Here is a 20,579-nt window from a genome sequence, read left to right on the forward strand (position 1 = left end):
GAGGAAGCTGATAACCGGGTACAGCGCCCCGGTCGCTGAGACTTAACCTTTAGCTTTCTGAATTGCCATCTGCAACGCATCCTGCGACGTGCTGCCCGGCACTACCGAGATACGCCCGGCATCCGGAGCCGCTGCCTGCGGCATCACCACAAAAGCCGGGGTTCCGGAAAAGTTCATATGCTGCGCCAGCGCCTGATTGCTCAGCAGCGCATCATGTACCGCCCCGCTCTGCTGGGCAGTTTTAACCGCCCTAATCTGCGGCTGGGTGAGATAGTGCGACGCCAGCGCGTAAACATCCTGCTCGGTGAGCTGTCCCTCCACTTTACCCGTGGCGTACAGGGCATTATGCCAGGCCAAATACTTTGCCCCGCCATCGTTCAGCCACACCTGTTCGCCGATTCTCGCCGCCAAACCAGACACCGGCCAGCGGGATGAAAAGATCGGAAACTCTTTAAAGATAAAACGTGTATCAGGATTCGATTTCACCATCGCTTCCACCACGGGCGACATCTTGCTGCACCAGGAACACTGGTAGTCAAAAAACATCACCACCGCCGCTTTAGCATCCGCCGGGCCAACGGAGGGAGAGCTGTCGCTCAGCAGCTCAGAGCGGTACTGCAGCGCCAGCTGCACATAAGCCTGCTTCTGGGCAACCTGCTGGCGCTGATGTAGCGTTTCGCTGGCGGCAATCAGGAATTCGGGATGATCCGCCAGATAGGTCGCTACCGCTTCGCCAACTTTATCCGGATGGCTGGCGATATACGCCTCAGCGGTCGGCCCAATATCACCTATCGCCGGGTCGGTCTTCGCCGCCAACGTGGAAAAAGAGATGATGCCGCCAAGCGCTAGCCACGCCGCCGATTTACAGGAAAGTTTGCGCATTATTGAGTTCTCATTATCAAGTTCAGGGGATGCCCACAGGGGCGGAATAAAATCGTCATCACCGTTGCGCAGTTGCCGTGACCGGCGGCATTACGCCCCCGGCATCGTTGAGGCTTTGCCAACGCACGGCGCAGCGCGTCGTTTGTCGACACCACTCTGTGCGGCGGGTAGAAAACGGCGCGACCACGCCGGCAGCGTCGATCGGCGACCCGTTGACGCGGGTTGAAAAGAGGGTGACGTAATAGGGACCTGGATTACGTACCGTCAGCCCATCCGCCGTTAAGTTCCAGACCAGATGACGATAGGCCTGCTGCGGATCGCCGATTAGCCCCACAGGTCGATAAATCAGTTTTAACGCCGAGCGAAATGCCATCTGCACACTATTGGCGCCGGTTTTTCCCGATGGAATAGCGGCAATGCTCAGCGTAAACAAGCTTTCACGGTCCCGCGCCAGCGCCTCGCCGCTCCATGCGACACGCAGTGTGTTCTCCTGGCCTGCGCGCAATAAAAATAGCGGCGGCGTCACCGCGAATGGCGGTTTATGGGACGACAAATTATCGGCGCCGGGCCAGCGTCCACCGCTCAGCACGTGGCTATCCACCAGCCAGTCACTGTCCGAGGTATTGCGCAGCGGAACGCTCAGCGTCGTCCGCTCGGCGTGATAAATAAAGCGCGTGCCGCCAATCACCACGCCTGCATGGCTTATTGCTACGGGCAGCAGCCAGAGCCCTGGCCAGTAGAAAAGTCTTCTATTCATAACTCAGTACGAAAGTCGCGGAAGCATCGGCAGCCCCCGGCGCCACCGGGGCGCCATCAGCCACATAGCGGGCATAAAACTGTAAACGTTCGGACGCAGCGCCCGCGGTTAGCGCCAGCACATCGCTCTGCGCCCCCGGCGCGATTTGCTGTTTATTCTTGTCATAGAGCGCAATTCCTATACCGCTTGCGGTATCCGCTCCGGTATTCACCGCGAACAAATCGCCATCTTGCGGATCGCTGGTACCGCTAAAGCTCACCGTTACGCCGCTGGCGGTGCTGCCGCAATTTTGTAGCGTGATCGAAAAAGGCTGCCACTCCGCGCCGGCGCCTGCCTGATAAAACTGGCGGTTGCTAACGGTTCCCATATCGACCTGAATGTTCTCGGAATCCGGCGACAGCGTGCAGGTGTTGTCGGTAATGGTTCCGGTGACGTAGACCCGGCCGTCATGGGCCAGCGCACCGCTTGCCGCCAGAGCCAGCCCCCAGCAGAGGTACAGTTTTTTAATCATTGCCGCGCGCCTATTCATATTGCAGGTCGAAACACATCACCGCCGTCGCATTGCCTGAGGTCACGGTTGGCCGGGTAGATTTGTAGCGGATATAGAACGATAAGGTATTGCGGCCCGTTTTCAGCGGGTAGACCACCGAACTGGTGTTATTGATGCTGACGGCATCCTGGTCCTCATCAAGGATCTCCACGCCAACGCCGCTTGCCAGCATTTTTTCGCTACCCATGCCGGTATCGCTCAATGCCAGCAGCGCCGGATTGTCGCTGTCGGCGGTACCGGTAAACCAGATTTTGCTGCCGGTAATACCGCGCGAGCAGTTTTTCAGGTTGATGTTGAACGGCTTGAACTTCGTCGTCGTACCGGTAGAGGGAAAATCTGCCACTGAGAACTGACCTAAATCGATACTCTGGCTGAGGCTGGAAATTTCGACATCGCAGGTTTGCGCGACAATGGTCCCGGTGAATTCCAGGTTGTAACCGCTATCGTCGGCATAGCAACCGTTGCCGCATAGCAGGATGAATAAGAAGAAGTAACGAATCAGGCGCATTTAGTCGAAATCCACCCGTAAGTTAGCCAGCGCGGTGAAGGCCCCCTCCGCCGGCGTCTGGCCGGTGGTACTGACTGGATACGCCTGTAGGGAAATAGTCGCGCGTCCGTATTCATCCGTCGTGAAAGGCTCGACGCTGCTGGCGTCATTCGGCGTTAATACCGCGCCGTCGCTGCTCTCAACCACCACGCCAACATCAGGATTGTCAGAGGCAATGGCCTGGCTTAAGTGGCTATCGGCGGTGGCTATCAACCGCAGACTTAAGTTGACCTGTGAATCCACCCCACTGCACTTCACCGGCACGGTGAATCTTTTCTTACGGACACCGCTCGGTTTTTCCCCGGCGCGATTGAAGCCGCCGCTGTACAGCGAGCCAAAATCCACAAGAATGGTTTGCCCGGCGTTAATTTCGCAGCTTTGCGGCACTGTCACACTGCCGCTGTAGACAATGCTGTACACCACATTACTCAGTGGATCGTCGCCAGTGGTAGTGACATAGACATTAAACATGGTCTTCGGCTCGATATTTACCGTGCCAATAAATGGCTTCACAACCTTAAGCTGGAATACCAGATTCGAATCATGTACCGGAAAAGGCGAGCCATTGTTAACGTTGGCGTCATAGCCCATATAGACATAATCCATTGGTGGATAAAATTCCCCGGCCGCCGAATCTTCAATGCGCATTGCTCCTTCAAGATAGGTGCCATCCAGCTGCATATATTTCCAGTCGCCGTTGGTTTCCACTATCGATGAAGAAGCGACATACGAACGATACGTCCGCCCCGAATCCGAAGAGCCGGCGGGACAAACCGCCTGCACGTTCACATCCTGGTTTTTACTAAGTTGCGTGGTCGTACCGGCCTGATTCTGCGCCGCCGTTAGCGTCGTCGTCAGGTCATAATCGACCGTTGCAGGCGAGCCATTGGTGTTCTGGCAAACGGCCGCCAGACTACCGCGGGCCAGCAGCAGCCCCATTAACAGCACAAGAAAAGAGACAGGCTTCATTTAGCGACATTCCAGATGCTGACGCGCCAAAGACTGGCTAACGTCAGGGAGATGATAATGAGTGAGACATTGTTGGTCAGGATGCTGTCCCCATTGTGCTTTCAGCGTACCCTGCGGGCTAAGGCCTGAGAGATACACTTCCCCGTCGTCGCCGACGATGCCTTCTTCAGGCGAGCCAGCAATGGAAACCGTGGCGCCAAACGGCAGCGGTTTCCCGTAACGGCTTAACGTCAACAGCGCTCGCTCGCCAACCCGTGCCGTAAAGTTGGCCAGCACCAGCGCGCCTTGGGTGGGAACGACATTGATCACCGCATCATCAATATCGACATCGTCTTTTAGCGAGTTGACGTCCAGCGCCATACGGTTCTGGCGATAGGTAGTGGCATACGGCACCACCGCGTAGCCGCGGCTATCGGTGTGGATCCCCGGCTGATCTTCAATATTGACGTTTCCTGCCCCCGGCACGGCAATAAGGACATTGGTATCGCCCAGCGGCTGGCTGAGCGTCAAGCCATGGGCATGCGCGACTATTCCGCCGCTGAGGCCATAATTCAGTTGCCGATAATCGCCATGATTGCTGTTGTTGTAGCCGACATTCAGATTGCCCTTCGCGCCATCGTATTCCAGGCTGGCGGAACCGCTCTCGCCAACGCCCCGATTCTGGTATCCCTGCTGAACGCTGTAGCTCAGGTTGTTTTGATCCAACAACGTGCCGCTGATACCGCTATTCTGCGTTACGCCGCCGTGGCCATCGCTACTGGTGGAGAACGTCGCATAAACGTTATGACGCCGCTGGGTAATATCGTCGCCGTGAGAAAGCCACTGGCTGAGCGGTAATGAGATATTGAGCGCCAGCGCCTGGTCGCGTTCCTCCTCGCCGGGCGTGCTGCTGCTGCTATATGACAGGCTCCACGAGATCCCGGCCAGCGTGTCGCTGTAGCCAATTTGTAGCAATTTATTATTGGTTTCATCGGTGTGCCAATAACTCTGTTGGCTACCGGTGACGTACAGTGAGCCAAAATGACCGAACTGTTGAGAGAGGTTGATCTGTACCTTGCCGCGTTTGGTGTAATACAGGTTGTAGTCATCGCCAGTATCGCGATCGCCGTCATCCTCCTGCGGGTCGTTATAGCCTGACATCCGCTTCCACGCGGTATCATCAAGGGTATAAAAACCAGAGGTTGAGTAGCGATACCCCAACAATTGAAAATGGGTGCCCAGGTCGTTTAAGGATTTGGCATATAAAAAGCGCAGCGATTGCCCCTGATGTTCGCTCTCATCCGCCAGCGTACTGTAGGCTTGCGTAAGATCGACGGAAATCGCCCCCCAGTCGCCGAAGTTAGCTCCAGTGCCCAGCGCCAGGGCGCGGTAATCGGAGGAAAACTGCGTTCCGCCGTACAGCGTAAAGCCATGCGGCAACCCCCACATCAGGGTCGCCTGGCCGAAACTCACCTCTCGTTTCTGGCTGCTATCACCGCGATAGGTCGCCGCGGTGGCGGCATATTTCACCCGCCCCTCGCGTTGCAGAACCGGTACGGCGGCATAAGGCACGTTATAGCTGGAGATGCTGCCGTCGGACTCCTTGATCTCGACGTTGAGATCGCCGCTGGAGGAGGTCGGATAGAGATCGTCGATGGTGAATGCGCCAGGCGGTACATAGCGCTGGTCGATGGTGTAGCCGTTCTGACGTATCGTCACCTGAGCGTTGCTTTTGGCGATGCCGTGGATAGTCGGCGCGAAGCCTTTCATGCTGTCCGGCAGCATATTGTCGTCAGACGCCAGCTGTAGCCCACGAAACGGCAGGCTGTCGAAAACGCCCGCGGGGGTGTAGCTATCGCCCGCCGTCAACTCGCCTTTCAGCGCCGCCACATCACGTTCAACGTAGGTGCTGATGTGCTGCCAGTCGCTTTTATGTTGCTGATTATCGCTGTTGTAGTTCCATGTCGAGTAATCACGTAAACGCCAGGCGCCAAGATTTAATCCGCTATTGAGGCCGAGGAAATAACTATCGCTATTGCCGCCGCCAACGCTGCGGTCCCGGCTATTCGCGCCGGTAAACGTATAGTTGAGCAACAACGCATTGATACCTTCATCCCAGTTTTGTGGCGGAATATAGCCCCGCGCCTGGTTGTTTAGCGCCGCCTGCGGAATACTGATATTGAGACGCTGCTGGCTAAAGTCAAAAACGCTGGAAGCCGCAGGGATCGCAGCAGCAAGATCGACGCAGTCGCCCGCAGCGGCCTTCGCCAACTGCGGAAATGCGCTGATATTCACATTCATGCCGTTGAGCATCTCAGGTGTCAGGCAGGCGCGAAGGCCTGATCCATCGGCAGACTGCTGGTTCGCGCGAAAAGCAATATCGCGCGTCGTCAACAATGCGCCATTAAGATAGACATCGACCCGATAAACCCCCGGTGCCTGGCCATTATCCTCAAAGTGGGAAAGATCGGCGATCTTCGACGGATCGTCAGATAAAAAAGCCGGGTTAAAATAGTTTTCGGCCCAGCTACGCGGCAGCGTGCATAGGCTTGCCGAGATCAGAGCCAGGCTGATAAGCGCCGGAAGTCTACCCACCGTCAACTGGCGAGCGGCGACATCGAGTTTCAACACAATATCAATGACTCAAACAGGTTTGCAGCGGCGTGGTGGCGCCGAAATCGTTAATCGACTGGAAAGTCACCTGCCCTACGCCGCCTTGCAACGTTATCTCGCTTTTCGGCGGGACCATTGAATTGGCTAACTTCTGCCCGCCGACATGAATATCAACCAGCGAGACATAATAGGGAGATGGATTGACGATGGTCAGGCGATCGTCGGCACGCTGACAGCGTAACATTGCCGGAGCATCTACCGAGGCAACCGGTAAGTGTTTGGGGCGAATAAACAGTTTAATGACGCTTTGGGTGGCGATTTGCAGCGAATTCGCCGCCAGCTTGCTTTTATTAACCGAGGGAATGGCTTTACTGTTGAGATAAAAAACGCTTTCGCGATCTGTCGGCAGGGAGGGGCCAACGTACATAATACGCAGCAGATTTTCTTTTCCCGGCTGAATGACGAACAACGGCGGGGTAACAACAAAATCAACGCTTCGGCCGCCATCGGCATTCGCCACCCACGATTGGATTAAAAATACATTATTGCTGGAGGAGTTTATTATCGGCAGAGAGACCTGCTTATCACCCTGCGGATAAATAACCCGGGTCGAACCCAGCGCAATACCGCCTGCATAGGCCAACTGAGTTACTCCCAGCGCCGCCAGCAGCAATAACGAAAATAAAATCGGGGTAATTCGCGTACTCATTTTTTTGATAACCACGGAGGAGATGAAATGCATCCCTCCGCTGCCAACAACGGAGGAGATGCGGATACCAATCAGGAATAGACCATGCTGAAGGTCGCGGTCGCTGCGACATTACCTGCAGTCGCCGCGCCGGTAGCGACATAATCAACGCTCAGCGGTACGGTGTTTTCGCCATTAATCAGAGTGATCGCACCGGAGGTGTCGCCGATGTTCAGAACCTGTCCATCCGGGCCGTACAACTGCAGCGCAACATTTGTCGCCGAACCCGCGCCAGCGGTATTCGCCAGCGAGCCGGCAAGTGAACTGTCCTGCTGACCATTAAAAATGACCGCCGCATTCTGGCTAACGGTGGTGTCGCAATCTTCCAGTTTGATCGAGAAATCTTCTTTCTGATTAGCGACCATACCGGCAGCCGTCAGCTTGCTGGTGCGGACCTGGCTCAGGGTAACCGTCTGATCGATAGAGTCAGCTGAAACGGAGCATGCGGCATTCACAACCTGTCCGGTAAAATTCACCGTACCGCCGGAGACCGTTGAGGTATCCGCATTTGCCGCGCAGGTCATCCCCCCTGCAGCCATGGCTGTCATTACCATCGCTAAAAGATGTTTTTTCATAAATAACCTTTTAAATACACAAGTCGAAAATAAGTTAATAACGAATTTTAGTACCGAGCGCTCTTCACAGAGCTCTCTTGTTGGTACCGGGCGCAAAAAACGTTAAAAGTTGTAGCGTACAGAAATACTATATTCAATGAATAGCAATCCCGCGCTGATTTATAAGCGCCGAGCGATAATTAATTTCTGCCGTTATTTAATTATTATAAATTGGCCAGAGAGTTGCAATCGGCAGGGACTGTTTTTATAGGACCGCCATTAACTAACTGTTTTTACAGTAAATAAATCATTGTAACTGTTATTTAGATTCAGCCATTAGTAAGCCAACGGCAGTTTTTTAACCCCTAACAGACGTCCACCATCAATATTGATATAACCGCCTTTTCGCAATTCCGAAAGAAGCTTCATGGTACGACTCCTCGATATTCCAGTACGCCGTTGAATAAAATTGAGAACATTGATGCTCTGGCGATATTCGTCGTTGTAGGCGGCAATTTCGATTAATAACGCGCGAACCTTAAGATAAGAATCAACGCCAACCAGCTCCCGGTCGCGAACGTTCATCACCATCAGACGATAGGCAAGGAAACGGGCAACGTCGTGCCAAAGATTGCACTCATCCGTCACTTTAATAAAATCCGCCAGCGAGACCGCACGACCACGGCATTCTGTTTCAGCAATCAAAAAATGCTCCGGGCGGGTGGGAACATCGTATGTCACGCCATAGCTATCTATCAGCCCTGCAAGCGAAGGGGCAAAGACCGATAGCACATTCAACCCTCTGTCGCTGCGGCAAATAGAGAAGATCCCGGACTCCAGTAACACAATTCGGGTGCTCTGCTCTGTATACAGCGAAAATTCTTCACCCGGCTGCACGATGAAAGGCTTGCCAAATGGCAGGAGTGCAGAAAATAAGGCATCAATCGCAGCATGGGGTTTAGCCTGCTGAGAGAAAATATATGAGTGCAAGACATTCTCATTATCATTTTCGAAACTAGTTAATTTCATTATATCTTCATTAAATATCCATAATCATATGAGAAATAAAGATATACGCACATTAGTTAGCCTTCAATTAATAATAAATAAATACTAAATATAGAATAAATGTATGATGAAAGCACAAATAATCAATCATTTATTGAATAAGGTAATTCTCAAACAAATAACCAACAAAGATCTCAAAATATCAATAACTATTTTTAACATCGCACACTATTACAAATGAAATTATTTTTTATGATATAACAAGAAAGTGAAAAGGCGGCGATCCAGAATAGTACCTCTTCTGAATCACCACCTTAACGCTACATGAAATAGAGGAAATTAACTAAAGTAGCGGGGCGCTGCGTAGTACTCCGCCATTTTCTCTGACAACCAACCGCCATCTTCACCGTTGGAATGAATAGTGGTGATACTGACGGTCGAACCGCCGCCCCACAGCACGGCAAAAACGTTATAGTCCGGCAGAGTTAACGCCTGCATCTGGCTCCAATCATATCCGCCATCGCGGCGCAGAAAATCACCCACCGTCGCGACGCCATAGGTCGTGCTGTTCATCGCGGTATTTAGCAGCGTTGGGGTAATGGCGTTGATATCGCTGCCAATCCGCGAATCCCCCATGAAGAAAGTGCCACCTGACGCAAAATGCGCCGCCGCAATTTTACTGGTCCCTTCCGCCACTGTCGGCATATGGCCGCCGGGGATCTGCCACAACATCGCCGGTTTCTGCAACGCTCTGGCGACCTCCTTCACCATGCCCAGATAGTTAAACCAGCAGGTAGCGTTCCAGCCGTAGTGGGCTAAGGCATCCGGGCTGAAGCAGTCGCGTTCGAATTTATCAAATACGATAAAATCTGGCGCATAGTCGCCGCCGTACACGCCCAGTTCATTAATGAAGTCAGCGATCGCCGCCCCTTGTTCCCGCGGTGCGGCATTGGCGCGCAGCAGCCAATCTGCCGTGCCCGTCGCCCAAACGTTGGTCTGCCAGCCAAACGCGATGTCCGGTGCGAACTGGCGAACGATATAGTTAATCGCCTGTACGTAGCCGTACAAATCGTTGCTGAAAGTCGGCAGCGTCGGCGCGCTGAACCCTGGCATCGAAGGAAGCGCATTAATCGCCGCCGCCAGTTGGACATTGACCTGTACGCTATTGGCCTTACGCAGCGCGGTATAGCCATAAGGCTCCTGCTGCATGGCGCCAAGGAAGTCTGGATTCAGGACAAAGGTTGCCGGAACCGGATGCTGGTCATCTTTCCAGGATTGCGCCGCCAGACACTGGGTAATAAAGCTACCAAAGTGATTGCGTAGACGCTGTTCGTCCTGCAGGTCCGATACCGCGCTGCCGCCGCTGGCATTGGCGGTATAGACCACCATCACCGGCATCACCGCACGGCCGGCGTCGGCCTCGATCTCGCGAACCAAAGGCACGGTTTTATGGATCGGTAGTGAGGCATAATCAAGGAAGCCATCGCCGTTAGTGTCCACTTCCGCCGCCGGAATCGGATCGCCGCCGCCATCAAAACCATCATATTTAAACAGCGCGCTGAACGGCACGCCACGATAAAGATCGACAGTCTCCGCTGCATTCACCGTCACGCCGCCGTGTGCCAGATAATTCGGCCATCCTTTTACCTGCAGCGGAACGCCCTGGATAAACTCAAGCGCGACATTATTAACGCTTTGCAGCAAACGCAATGGCGCGCTGACGTCACAGCGCCATGGCGTACCAGCGATGTATACATCTGCTACCTGCACGCTATATTCCCCGGCAGCGAAACGCAGCGGCATTTTCTGCTGTCGAGTATCGCTTTGCAGCACGAAACTATACTGATGACTGCCGCAGCAGAAACGATAGCGTTGAGCAGCTGCGCCCTGCGGTAAGCCTAATACCGTTACCGCGACCTCAACAAAGGTGTCGCTCGCAACGGGCGTTTTTTGTAATGCTACGTTCACCTGCATCGTCTCACCGACCCTCGGCACGAATGCCGCAGGCTGAGCTGGGGTCGTCAGTAACTGATTGTTCATCGTGGTCGGCTGCAGGCAAATAGCATATTGATGATTTGCTAATAGCCGAGTGACGCGCTGCGGTTGGTTCGCCATCAGCGTCAGGGTACGTTCGCGTACACCTGCTTCCGACCACAGCTCAACGACGACTTCCGCGCCTTCCAGTTCATCATCCGCCAGCAGCAGCTCGATCGCGGCAAAGATCGCCGCTGGCTGATAAGCAATCTGGCACCGTTCAACGGCGTTACCGGACGAGAGTTTCAACGTATAACTTTCAGCAACGGGTGAAATTCTCATCTCGTCGTTACACAATTCCAGTACCGTAATACCGTAGCTTCCTGCGCTCAGATCGCCAATGGTCAGCGAAGCGCCCCATTCGCCGGCAAAGCGCTGCTGGCGGCCATCCGGATACTGCAGTTCGATCTCCGGCTTCAGCGAGGTGCTCTGCGCCTGCGCCGGGAATTGCACAATGATTTGTCCCTGGCGTCCAGGATCATGGGCCAGCGTCGCCGTGAGGTCGCTAAGTACGACGGGTGTTTGCGTGGCCGAAAGATAAAATTCCAGCACCGCCGATTTACCGGAAGCCAACAGGTACTCGCCGTCGTTATTGATTGTGATGGTATTTTTTTCTGTCGGCCAACCGCCGTCGCTGGTCAGCGTCACTGCCTGATTACCCAGCATAGTGCCGCTAAATGGACTGTACGGATCGGGATGCGCGGTCGCGGTGAAGCCTAATTTCAACTGGTTAATATCGACGGACTGCGAATACTGGTTCGTCAGCGTCAAGGCAATGCGCTGATACCAACTGGACGCTTTCACCTCACCGGATACCAGGGTCAGTGCTGCGCCGGTCATCGTATCATCGACAGGCGATTCAGGTTCAACTTCATCAGCGGTGTCGTCCGTCAGAGTTAACGTAAAGGTGGACATTTTTACCGGTACCTGGGTGGCAGCCAGGCTAAAAAACAGGGTACCGCTTTCCCCTGCCTGCAGTAATAATTCACTACTGTTGTTGATGATGATTTCATTGAACTCCAGGGTTCCCTGGGCGGTGTCACGCAAAGTTAATGAACGATCCCCTTTTAGCGTGCCTCCCGTATTGCCCCACGGATCCGGATGACCGGAGGCGGTAAAGCTAATTGCCGCCTGGTTCAGGTCAACCGCGCGGTGACTTTCGTTTGTGAAGGTTAAAGTGACTTTTTGGTACCAGCTGTTCACATCAATCTGGCTATTTTTAATTACAACGGTCATCAACGTGATTCCTCATTCCCTGGTGGAAAAAAGCCCCGGAAAACCGGGGCTTTGTCATGGAGCCCATACCTCGTTAAGCGCAGAAGTATCAGTAAGCGCCTAAGTCAGTCCATGCGCCGCTCTGACCGCAGTTCAGGTCAGGCTGGTCGCCCTGGGACCACCATTTCACCTGGTAGTTGTGACCTTTCCAGCTAACAATTTCGAAGGTACCCCAGCTTGCGCCGTATACGGTGTTAGCATCCCACAGCGCGTGAGGCGCATCCTGGTCTGCCGCATCATCGGTAGAGGCGTCATCTTCAGCCGGTGTAGTATCTTCGTCTGGAACCGGAATAATGTCAGTTTCATCTTCTTCATCAGCCGGTTCAGGTTCGCCCTGAGCAGCTAATGCTGGAACCGCAGTCAGCACAAAACGTTGCTGAGTGGAAGGTTCGTTGTAGCAGTCACGCACAAACAGAGTGAACTGGAGGGTCGTTTTCGCGCTCACTTCAGGCACCACGAACTCAATCACTTCCGCGGCTTTATCCGCGACGGTAATTCCAGATGGCACGCCCCAGCTGTAGCTCAGTTCATCATCATCTTCATCAGAAGAACCCGCGCCAGACAGTTGAACGGTAGAACCGCCGACGACCAGCAGCTCAATAGCGGCTTTTGGCGCATGATTGACGTCAGTTGTCTTATCGTCTTCTTCGGATTCATCTTTTTCTACGTTGATGCCTTCGAAATAGAACGGGTCCATATCGATGACTTCAGACTCAATTTCATAACCGAGGCCTTCACGAGCTGCGTTCAGCAACACGCCATTATCCTGATCGATAGTCCAGGTAAACATACCGCCCAGGCCCAGACTTGCTGCATATTCGCCCTTTGCTTTTACTGAACGCGGGGTATCCAGGGACATGAACAGCTTGGATTCCGGGTTATACAGGTAGTCAGCATCAGCGACCTGGTCGGTGTAGACGTTGAAACCGTTACGGCCTTTCTGGTTTTCCAGATCCAGGTAGTTGTAGATCACGTCATACCATTCATTAGTGCCGGATTCGAAAGTACCGGTGGTATCGCCGTTACCCGGGTTATAGGTGCCTTTCAGCGGAGACAGCGACTCCAGCTCAACGTTACGGCCATTACGGGTATAGCCGGCATAACCAATGTTGATATTTTCAGCAGGGAAACCTTCAGACAGCAGATGTTCCACGATAGTGTTGACGCCCCAACCGCCCTCTTCCAGCGCATTCAGGTTAGTGTGATGAGCAACGCTTTCCGCCCACGGGGTGCCAAAGAAGTCATAGGTCATCAGGTTAATGCCGTACAGACCTGCTTTAATCAGCGCTTTCACGTTGGAGTAATCAAAGGTCTTCACGACCGCGGAGCTGGCGATAGAGATTTTCACATTGCTCAGGCTGGCGGAATCCAGTTGCTTACGCAGTTCGCCAATAAGCAGGGCGTAGTTTTCGCCATCTTCCGGGCCGCAAGGGTTGCCCGCGCCTTCGGCATTCGGATATTCCCAATCGATATCCACTTCGCTGAACATCGGGAACTGTTTGAACAGTTTCACCACGCCTTTGGCGAAGGTTTTACGTGCGGAATCAGACGCTGCGGTTTCATGGAAGCCGTTACTCATGGTCCAGCCGCCGATGCTCATGGACAGCACCAGGTTATGGCCCTGCTGTTTCGCTTTCGCCTGCAGATCGCGCAGACCGCCAAGCAGACCTTTACAATTTTCTTGAGTCACGGTCTTCGGATCAACATCCCAGCCGCTAACGCTATGTCCAACGTTGACGTAAGACTGGAAATCACCCCATGGATCAAGGAAAGTCGGTTCGTACTTAACTTTACCGCACTGTTCCGCGCCTTCAGCCACGACGTCACGATACTGGCCATCATTTTTATGGAAACCGGTCACGCCAACGAAGCCGAAAATAATTTTATCGTAAGCAGTCGGTGAGATATTGGTCAGGTCGTAGCCGCGACCGCGGTTATCTTTAGAATCGTCCCCTTGCAGGCGACCATCATACTGAGACCAGTCGGTATAATAGCCAAATACCTTCGGCTTAGTGGTTGCTGCTTTATATTTGTTATAGACCGGCTTTGCGACACGCGCTGAAGTATAGCTATAGTTGCTAACTTCAGTTGCTGGGTTAAAACCATCAGCGGCGTTGCTGGTTTCGGTAAGAGTATCGCCTTTAATCAGTTTGCTGGTAGCCATTTTAAATTTCCTTTTAAGTTTAAAATTTATCGCAGTTCGTTCTGCGAGACCAATAATCCATGACTCACAAAGAATCGGCTAATCACAAAATCTCAGCAATTCATCAGCGTTAAAGAATTATTTTTATGATGTCTTATCAGGAAACATCAGCGTGACATCATTGGGCAAATGAGGTCCATCTCCCGGCCGGAGTGACAAAAAACAGACAGCATATTAAATATTATTTAGGTAGTAATTAATCGTCATTTAATTTACGTGAGATTATGTGACAAGAATCTCCTCAACAAATAACACTACAATAAAACAGATGACAAAAAATGGATTAAGCCATTTCTCGTGCAATATATTCATCGGCGACAATCAGGATGTGCAAATCTAAAGGACGACGTTATGAAAACATATCTCATCAATAACAACTGTATCTACAACGAACAGAAATATGAACTAAGAACAAGCTCAAATTCGCAGGTTATTCGAATGACGGCGATGCGTTCCAAATGTCTTAGCTTCATTATTGAAAACGCTCATCTGGAGATTATCGAACGACAGAAAATTACCAATGAGCTGTGGGGTAGCAGAAGTCATTTTGTGAATGATGCCAATCTAACGCAGATACTGTATTTAATCAGACGTGACCTGAAAACGCTGGGCATAAACGATCTTTTCATTACCATCCCGCGCCAGGGATTACAGGTCAACAAGGACATCACCATTGAGAAAGTCGAACCCAAAAAACCTAAAGTCAGGAAGCAGTTTTTCCGTAAAACGCTAGCGGCCCTGACCACCGTCTTTTCGGTCACGCTAGGTACAATGATGTACATGCATATTCATTAATTCAGGGAGAATAAAATGAATCCAATTATTGATGGAATCCTCGGACTGGAGGGCGGCTATAGCGCCAACCCGAAGGATAAAGGCGGTGAGACTAACTGGGGCATCACTGAAGCAACGGCGCGAGCGCACGGTTATCAAGGAAAGATGAGCGAACTTTCTCACAATGAAGCCTATGCGATGCTGGAAACGGATTACTGGATCAAACCCGGCTTTGAACAAGTATCGCAACTTTCCTGGGCGGTGGCATTTGAACTCTGCGATGCCGCCGTGAATATTGGTCCTCATCACCCTTGTACGTGGCTACAGCGCTGGCTTAACGTGATGAATCGCGAGCAGCAGTATTACCCGGATATAAAAGCAGATGGCAGCATCGGCCCGCAAACCTTACATGCGCTAAATTCCTATTTGTCGCGACGAGGTAAAGAAGGAGAAGCGGTGTTAGTGAAAGCACTCAACTGCAGCCAGGGAGCTTATTATCTTGATATCTGCGAAAATCGCCGGAAAAATGAAGAGTTTATTTACGGCTGGATTAAAAACCGAGTGACATAGTTGGTACGGCTGAATTTATAATAAAAGACTCATGGATGAGCCTTTTATTACCCGATGAAACTATTTGAGTTTCGTACCGCCAACCGCGTTTTTAACTTTCTCTCCGAGGATTTTTAAAATCGGGCCGGCAAATACACCGCCTAAACCAGCGGCCAACAGCACCATGTTAAAGCTAAACCCTTTTTCGATAGCAATAGCGCTAAGGAGAAAACTGGTAAAGCAAGATATGACCACCTGCGTCAGGCAGGTCATAATCCCCTGATGTGATTCGCCATCTTCTTCTTTATTCCTGCGAAGAAGGAAACTGACGAAACCGCCCCAGGCGCCAATAGAGATAATGGTCAGAAGTATTTCCACTTCCAGTAGCACAACTTCCGTTGTTTCTAAATGATTAGGTATAGACATAATCGCTCCTGAATAACTAAAGTTTAAAAAAGATTCATCAGGAGTGTAAGTGGCAGAGTCGCGGAAAGGTAATCAAAGAACATCAAGACTAACCACATCATCTCAATGACGGTAAGGTGATGAAACTTACCGTCGGAATGATGACAGCGTATGCAACATGGAAACCGTTTCATTTATCGCTGATATATTTCTACTGTTTTTGTTCCATGAAGCATAAACCTGCACGGACTTAAACATTAATTCAGGTGGAGGTTGAATGAAATTTATATCGTATTTACGCTGATTTTTATAAAACAGCGCAAGTTTTAAAGGCAATAGCGCAATTAATGTGGTTCTTTCTACCATGCTAACCACTCCAGTGATGGAGTCGCTGCAATAGCCTATAGCTCGGGAACCACGGTAATAAACATCATCTTTAAATAATCCGTTATCAGTGATGATGGAAGGAGAGGAAATGCCGGGTTGATACATGGCATGGCGGGAAGAGTAGAACTGATGCAAAGAAAGCTGCGATAGTTCGCTGAATAAATGGCCTTTGGCGCAAATACAGACAAAGTTTCTAAAGCTATCAATAACTTGATTATCGAGTCCGGCCTCAACCAACGGTTCAGAACCGATCGATAAATCACATTGTGCCGTCAGTAAAAGCTCTTTAGCTTTATCGCGGCTAATGTTGCGGGACGAAAAATGGTTGATAACGCTCTGCTCGAAAAGCGCGCTACCGTACAATTGGGAAAGGTAATAGCTTTCGATGAAGTCACTTCCAAGGATCGTAATCCGGGCATCATCGGCCTTGCTTGCAGTCTGAAAGGTATTATCGACAAGCGACATAGCCTGGCGAAAACTATGGTGGATTTCGATCGCTTTCGCCGTTGGCAGTAAACCATCTTTGCTTCTGACAAACAGCTCTTGCTCATAGAAGTTTTGCAGACGTCTTAATGCCAGAGAGACCGCTGCGGGAGTGATGGCCAATTTTTTCGCCGCCTTCACGGCATTACCTGCCGAAATGACAGCGTCAAGAACCTTGATTAAATTATAATCAAAGCCCTTATTGGCACCTTTCGATCCCATCCACTGTCAGCCTCTTTTATCGAAAAAAGCAATATAGATAATACTCAAAATAAATCAAATCCGGACATGCTAAACAAAGTATAGCGTTTCTATTCAAGGGTGAGATTGGGACAGAAAAAAGCCTGAACAAGGATGTTCAGGCTTGTGCTAATAAGGTGATTAAACGCAATTAACGCGTTAAATCATCAAAGAATTTTTTCACGCCATCGAAGAAGCTTTTGGAACGCGGGCTATTTTTTTCCCCCGTAGGGCCGCCAAAAGTTTCCTGCAACTCTTTAAGCAATTGCTTCTGCTTGTCATTCAGGCCCACTGGCGTTTCTACCACCACGCGACACAGCAGATCGCCCTGAGCACCGCCGCGAACGGATTTAACGCCCTTGCCGCGCATGCGGAACAGTTTGCCGGTTTGCGTTTCGCCAGGAACTTTCAGGTTTACGCGGCCATCCAGCGTCGGTACTTCAATCTCGCCGCCAAGCGCAGCCATGGTGAAGTTGATCGGTACTTCACAATACAGGTTATTCCCTTCACGCTCGAAAATCGCGTGCTGTTTCACCTGTACCTGAACATACAGATCGCCCGCTGGAGCGCCATGCTCGCCCGCTTCGCCTTCGCCAGCCAGACGAATGCGATCGCCGGTGTCGACGCCAGCCGGGATTTTCACCGACAAGGTTTTGGTTTTTTCAACGCGACCGTGACCGTGGCATTTATTGCACGGATCTTTAATCAGCGTACCGCGTCCCTGACAGTGCGGACAGGTTTGCTGAACGGCAAAGAAGCCCTGACGCATCTGGACCTGACCGGAACCGTGACAGGTTGGACAGGTCTGCGGCTGAGTACCGGATTTAGCGCCGCTGCCGTGGCAGACATCGCACTCTTCCAGCGTCGGGATGCGGATTTCCTTGGTGACGCCACGGACCGCTTCTTCCAGCGTCAATTCCATGTTGTAACGTAGATCTGCGCCGCGCGCCGCGCGCTGACGACCGCGACCGCCGCCGAAAATATCGCCGAACACATCGCCAAAGATATCGCTGAAATCCGCGCCGCCGCCAAAGCCGCCGCCGCCGAAACCGCCGCCGCCCATGCCGCCTTGTTCAAACGCGGCGTGGCCGTACTGATCGTAGGCTGCACGCTTCTGGGCATCAGTCAGGACTTCATACGCTTCTTTGATTTCTTTAAATTTGGCTTCGGCCTCTTTGTCACCCTGGTTACGGTCCGGGTGGTATTTCATGGCCAGGCGCTTGTACGCCTTTTTGATTTCACGCTCTTCCGCTGTTTTGGAAACGCCTAAAATCTCGTAATAATCTTGCTTTGCCATTGGTGTTTTTCAGCCCCTTAACATGCGTGCACGGGCGGAGAGGAAACCTCTTCGCCCGTGCCAGTGTTTTACCCGTTCAAAGGGCGATTATTTTTTGTCTTTCACTTCTTCGAACTCAGCGTCGACAACATCGTCATCCTTCGCGCTGCTTTCTTGAGCGTCAGCGCCGCCAGCCTGCTGCTGAGCGTGCTGCTGCTGAGCGATTTCCATCAGCTTCTGGGAAGCCTGGGCCAGCGCCTGCATCTTCGCTTCGATGTCCGCTTTGTCTTCACCTTTCAGAGAAGTTTCCAGCGCGGTCAGCGCAGACTCGATTGCAGTTTTGTCGTCAGCCGGCAGTTTGTCGCCTGCTTCTTCAACCTGCTTACGGGTGCTGTGCAGCAGATGGTCGCCCTGGTTACGGGTCTGAACCAGCTCTTCGAACTTACGGTCAGATTCAGCGTTAGCTTCCGCTTCGCGAACCATTTTCTGAATTTCTTCTTCATTCAGACCGGAAGAAGCCTTGATGGTGATCTTCTGCTCTTTACCGCTGTTTTTGTCTTTCGCGGAAACGTGCAGGATACCGTCAGCATCGATATCGAAGGTCACTTCGATCTGCGGCATACCGCGCGGTGCTGGGTTAATACCATCCAGGTTGAACTGACCCAGAGATTTGTTATCGGAAGCGCGTTTACGCTCACCCTGCAGCACATGGATGGTTACCGCGGACTGGTTGTCTTCCGCAGTAGAGAACACCTGGCTGTGCTTGGTCGGGATCGTGGTGTTTTTGCTGATGAGCGCGGTCATCACGCCGCCCATGGTTTCGATACCCAGCGACAGCGGGGTAACGTCCAGCAGCAGAACGTCTTTAACTTCACCAGTCAGTACACCACCCTGAACCGCTGCGCCGATAGCCACAGCTTCATCCGGGTTAACGTCTTTACGCGGTTCTTTACCAAAGAACTCAGCAACTTTCTTCTGCACCATCGGCATACGAGTCTGACCACCAACGAGGATCACGTCGTTGATATCGGAAACGGACAGACCGGCATCCTGCAGGGCAACTTTCAGCGGCTCGATGGAACGGTTAACCAGATCTTCAACCAGGCTTTCCAGTTTCGCGCGAGTCACTTTGATGTTCATGTGTTTCGGACCGGTCGCATCTGCGGTGATATACGGCAGGTTAACGTCGGTCTGCTGAGCGGAAGACAGCTCAATTTTCGCTTTTTCTGCGGCTTCTTTCAGACGCTGCATCGCCAGCGGGTCGTTGCGCAGGTCAATACCCTGCTCTTTCTTAAACTCGTCAACGAGGTAGTTGATCAGACGAGTATCGAAGTCTTCACCACCCAGGTGGGTATCACCGTTGGTTGCCAGAACTTCGAAGGTTTTTTCGCCGTCAACTTCGTCGATTTCGATAATAGAGATATCGAAGGTACCACCACCGAGGTCGTATACCGCGATAGTGCGGTTGCCAACTTCTTTATCCAGACCGTAAGCCAGCGCAGCGGCAGTCGGTTCGTTGATGATACGTTTGACTTCCAGACCCGCGATACGACCGGCATCTTTGGTTGCCTGACGCTGAGCATCGTTGAAGTACGCAGGTACGGTGATAACAGCTTCAGTTACCGGCTCACCCAGATAATCTTCAGCGGTTTTCTTCATTTTTTTCAGCACTTCAGCAGAAATCTGCGGCGGCGCGGTTTTGGTGCCTTTCACATCAAGCCAGGCGTCGCCATTATCTGCGGCAACGATTTTGTACGGCATGATGGAAACGTCACGCTGAACTTCTTCATCCTGGAAGCGGCGACCAATCAGGCGTTTAATCGCAAACAGGGTGTTTTGCGGGTTTGTCACTGCCTGACGTTTAGCCGGCTGACCAACCAGAGTTTCACCATCCTGGGTATAGGCAATAATAGAAGGCGTGGTGCGATCGCCTTCGGCGTTCTCCAGCACGCGAGCTGTAGTGCCATCCATAATCGCTACACAAGAGTTGGTAGTACCCAGGTCGATACCAATAATTTTACCCATCTAAACGTCTCCACTAAAAATTCGATCAACATGTGGTTGTGAACCTGTAATAAGGGCGAAACGTGCGGTTTCAACTGCCCTGACATCATTTTTTTTCAGGTTCTTCACTGCGGTTGACTACAAGATGGGGTCGCCCTGGTTTTCATCAAGGGGCAGGCCAAAAAAAATTTTTCTGGCAAAACGCAGGCGCGAGAGCAAACGACACGCCAGACGATAAAAATAGCCGGTATAACCCATACAAAAAATAAATAGTAAATAAGAACATATTCATTGGATATCGCACTCGTTCGCCGAAGAGTTGGCCATTATCGCCGCGAAAGG

The 20,579-nt window shown here is 51.8% G+C and carries 17 protein-coding genes; 2 read left to right on the top strand and 15 right to left on the bottom strand.

Annotated elements, in window-relative coordinates:
• Positions 1 to 42 precede the first annotated feature (42 nt).
• From ABLU78_RS14575 to ABLU78_RS14625, 11 genes are all read right to left on the bottom strand, one after another.
• Positions 43 to 882: a DsbA family protein gene (locus ABLU78_RS14575; RefSeq protein WP_048230094.1), complete on the bottom strand. Its 840-nt coding sequence runs from the start codon at positions 880 to 882 to the stop codon at positions 43 to 45.
• A gap of 58 nt (positions 883 to 940) precedes the next feature.
• A complete protein-coding gene (locus tag ABLU78_RS14580) occupies positions 941 to 1,639 on the bottom strand; it encodes a pili/flagellar-assembly chaperone (protein ID WP_048230093.1) in 699 nt (232 codons plus the stop codon).
• Positions 1,632 to 2,150, bottom strand: a complete 519-nt coding sequence (locus ABLU78_RS14585; RefSeq protein ID WP_032710055.1) for a fimbrial protein BcfF — start codon at positions 2,148 to 2,150, stop codon at positions 1,632 to 1,634. Before ABLU78_RS14585 ends, ABLU78_RS14580 begins: the two co-directional genes overlap by 8 nt.
• A gap of 10 nt (positions 2,151 to 2,160) precedes the next feature.
• A complete protein-coding gene (locus tag ABLU78_RS14590; RefSeq protein ID WP_048230092.1) occupies positions 2,161 to 2,697 on the bottom strand; it encodes a fimbrial protein BcfE in 537 nt (178 codons plus the stop codon).
• Positions 2,698 to 3,705, bottom strand: coding sequence for a fimbrial protein BcfD (locus ABLU78_RS14595; protein ID WP_032713300.1), 1,008 nt, complete (start codon positions 3,703 to 3,705; stop codon positions 2,698 to 2,700).
• The gene (locus ABLU78_RS14600; protein WP_162866944.1) at positions 3,706 to 6,312 is read right to left on the bottom strand and encodes a fimbrial biogenesis usher protein; all 2,607 of its coding nucleotides are present in this window, start codon (positions 6,310 to 6,312) and stop codon (positions 3,706 to 3,708) included.
• A 7-nt stretch (positions 6,313 to 6,319) separates the two neighbouring features.
• Entirely contained in the window at positions 6,320 to 7,006 is a 687-nt protein-coding gene (locus ABLU78_RS14605; protein ID WP_048230158.1) for a fimbria/pilus periplasmic chaperone, read from the bottom strand.
• Between the two features lie 71 nt (positions 7,007 to 7,077).
• Complete coding sequence (locus ABLU78_RS14610; RefSeq protein WP_015368341.1) at positions 7,078 to 7,620, bottom strand: fimbrial protein BcfA; 543 nt, start codon at positions 7,618 to 7,620, stop codon at positions 7,078 to 7,080.
• A gap of 315 nt (positions 7,621 to 7,935) precedes the next feature.
• Positions 7,936 to 8,628, bottom strand: coding sequence for a winged helix-turn-helix transcriptional regulator (locus ABLU78_RS14615; protein ID WP_015368342.1), 693 nt, complete (start codon positions 8,626 to 8,628; stop codon positions 7,936 to 7,938).
• A gap of 318 nt (positions 8,629 to 8,946) precedes the next feature.
• Positions 8,947 to 11,877, bottom strand: coding sequence for a hypothetical protein (locus ABLU78_RS14620; RefSeq protein ID WP_048230090.1), 2,931 nt, complete (start codon positions 11,875 to 11,877; stop codon positions 8,947 to 8,949).
• Between the two features lie 88 nt (positions 11,878 to 11,965).
• A complete protein-coding gene (locus tag ABLU78_RS14625) occupies positions 11,966 to 14,080 on the bottom strand; it encodes a glycosyl hydrolase family 18 protein (protein ID WP_042892469.1) in 2,115 nt (704 codons plus the stop codon).
• A 390-nt stretch (positions 14,081 to 14,470) separates the two neighbouring features.
• On the opposite strand from ABLU78_RS14625, the gene ABLU78_RS14630 reads away from it, so the two are divergent.
• Together ABLU78_RS14630 and ABLU78_RS14635 are read left to right on the top strand one after the other, a co-directional pair.
• Complete coding sequence (locus tag ABLU78_RS14630; protein WP_045388784.1) at positions 14,471 to 14,914, top strand: transcriptional regulator; 444 nt, start codon at positions 14,471 to 14,473, stop codon at positions 14,912 to 14,914.
• Between the two features lie 15 nt (positions 14,915 to 14,929).
• Positions 14,930 to 15,463: a glycoside hydrolase family 108 protein gene (locus ABLU78_RS14635; RefSeq protein ID WP_032713290.1), complete on the top strand. Its 534-nt coding sequence runs from the start codon at positions 14,930 to 14,932 to the stop codon at positions 15,461 to 15,463.
• A gap of 60 nt (positions 15,464 to 15,523) precedes the next feature.
• Here ABLU78_RS14635 and ABLU78_RS14640 read toward each other — a convergent pair whose 3' ends face one another.
• The 4 genes from ABLU78_RS14640 to dnaK form a co-directional block, all read right to left on the bottom strand.
• Entirely contained in the window at positions 15,524 to 15,868 is a 345-nt protein-coding gene (locus ABLU78_RS14640; protein ID WP_045378934.1) for a phage holin family protein, read from the bottom strand.
• A 126-nt stretch (positions 15,869 to 15,994) separates the two neighbouring features.
• Positions 15,995 to 16,939 carry a LysR family transcriptional regulator gene (locus ABLU78_RS14645; RefSeq protein WP_032709849.1) on the bottom strand — a complete coding sequence of 315 codons (945 nt, stop codon included), beginning with the start codon at positions 16,937 to 16,939 and terminating at the stop codon, positions 15,995 to 15,997.
• Between the two features lie 169 nt (positions 16,940 to 17,108).
• Positions 17,109 to 18,254 (bottom strand): molecular chaperone DnaJ, encoded by a 1,146-nt coding sequence (gene dnaJ, locus ABLU78_RS14650; RefSeq protein WP_045378940.1) that lies wholly within the window; start codon positions 18,252 to 18,254, stop codon positions 17,109 to 17,111.
• Between the two features lie 87 nt (positions 18,255 to 18,341).
• Entirely contained in the window at positions 18,342 to 20,258 is a 1,917-nt protein-coding gene (dnaK, locus tag ABLU78_RS14655) for a molecular chaperone DnaK (RefSeq protein WP_015368351.1), read from the bottom strand.
• Positions 20,259 to 20,579 lie beyond the last annotated feature (321 nt).

Origin of the sequence: Klebsiella sp. JN_Kp122, assembly GCF_040062085.1 — a bacterium.
Taxonomy (GTDB): Bacteria; Pseudomonadota; Gammaproteobacteria; order Enterobacterales; family Enterobacteriaceae; genus Klebsiella; species Klebsiella aerogenes.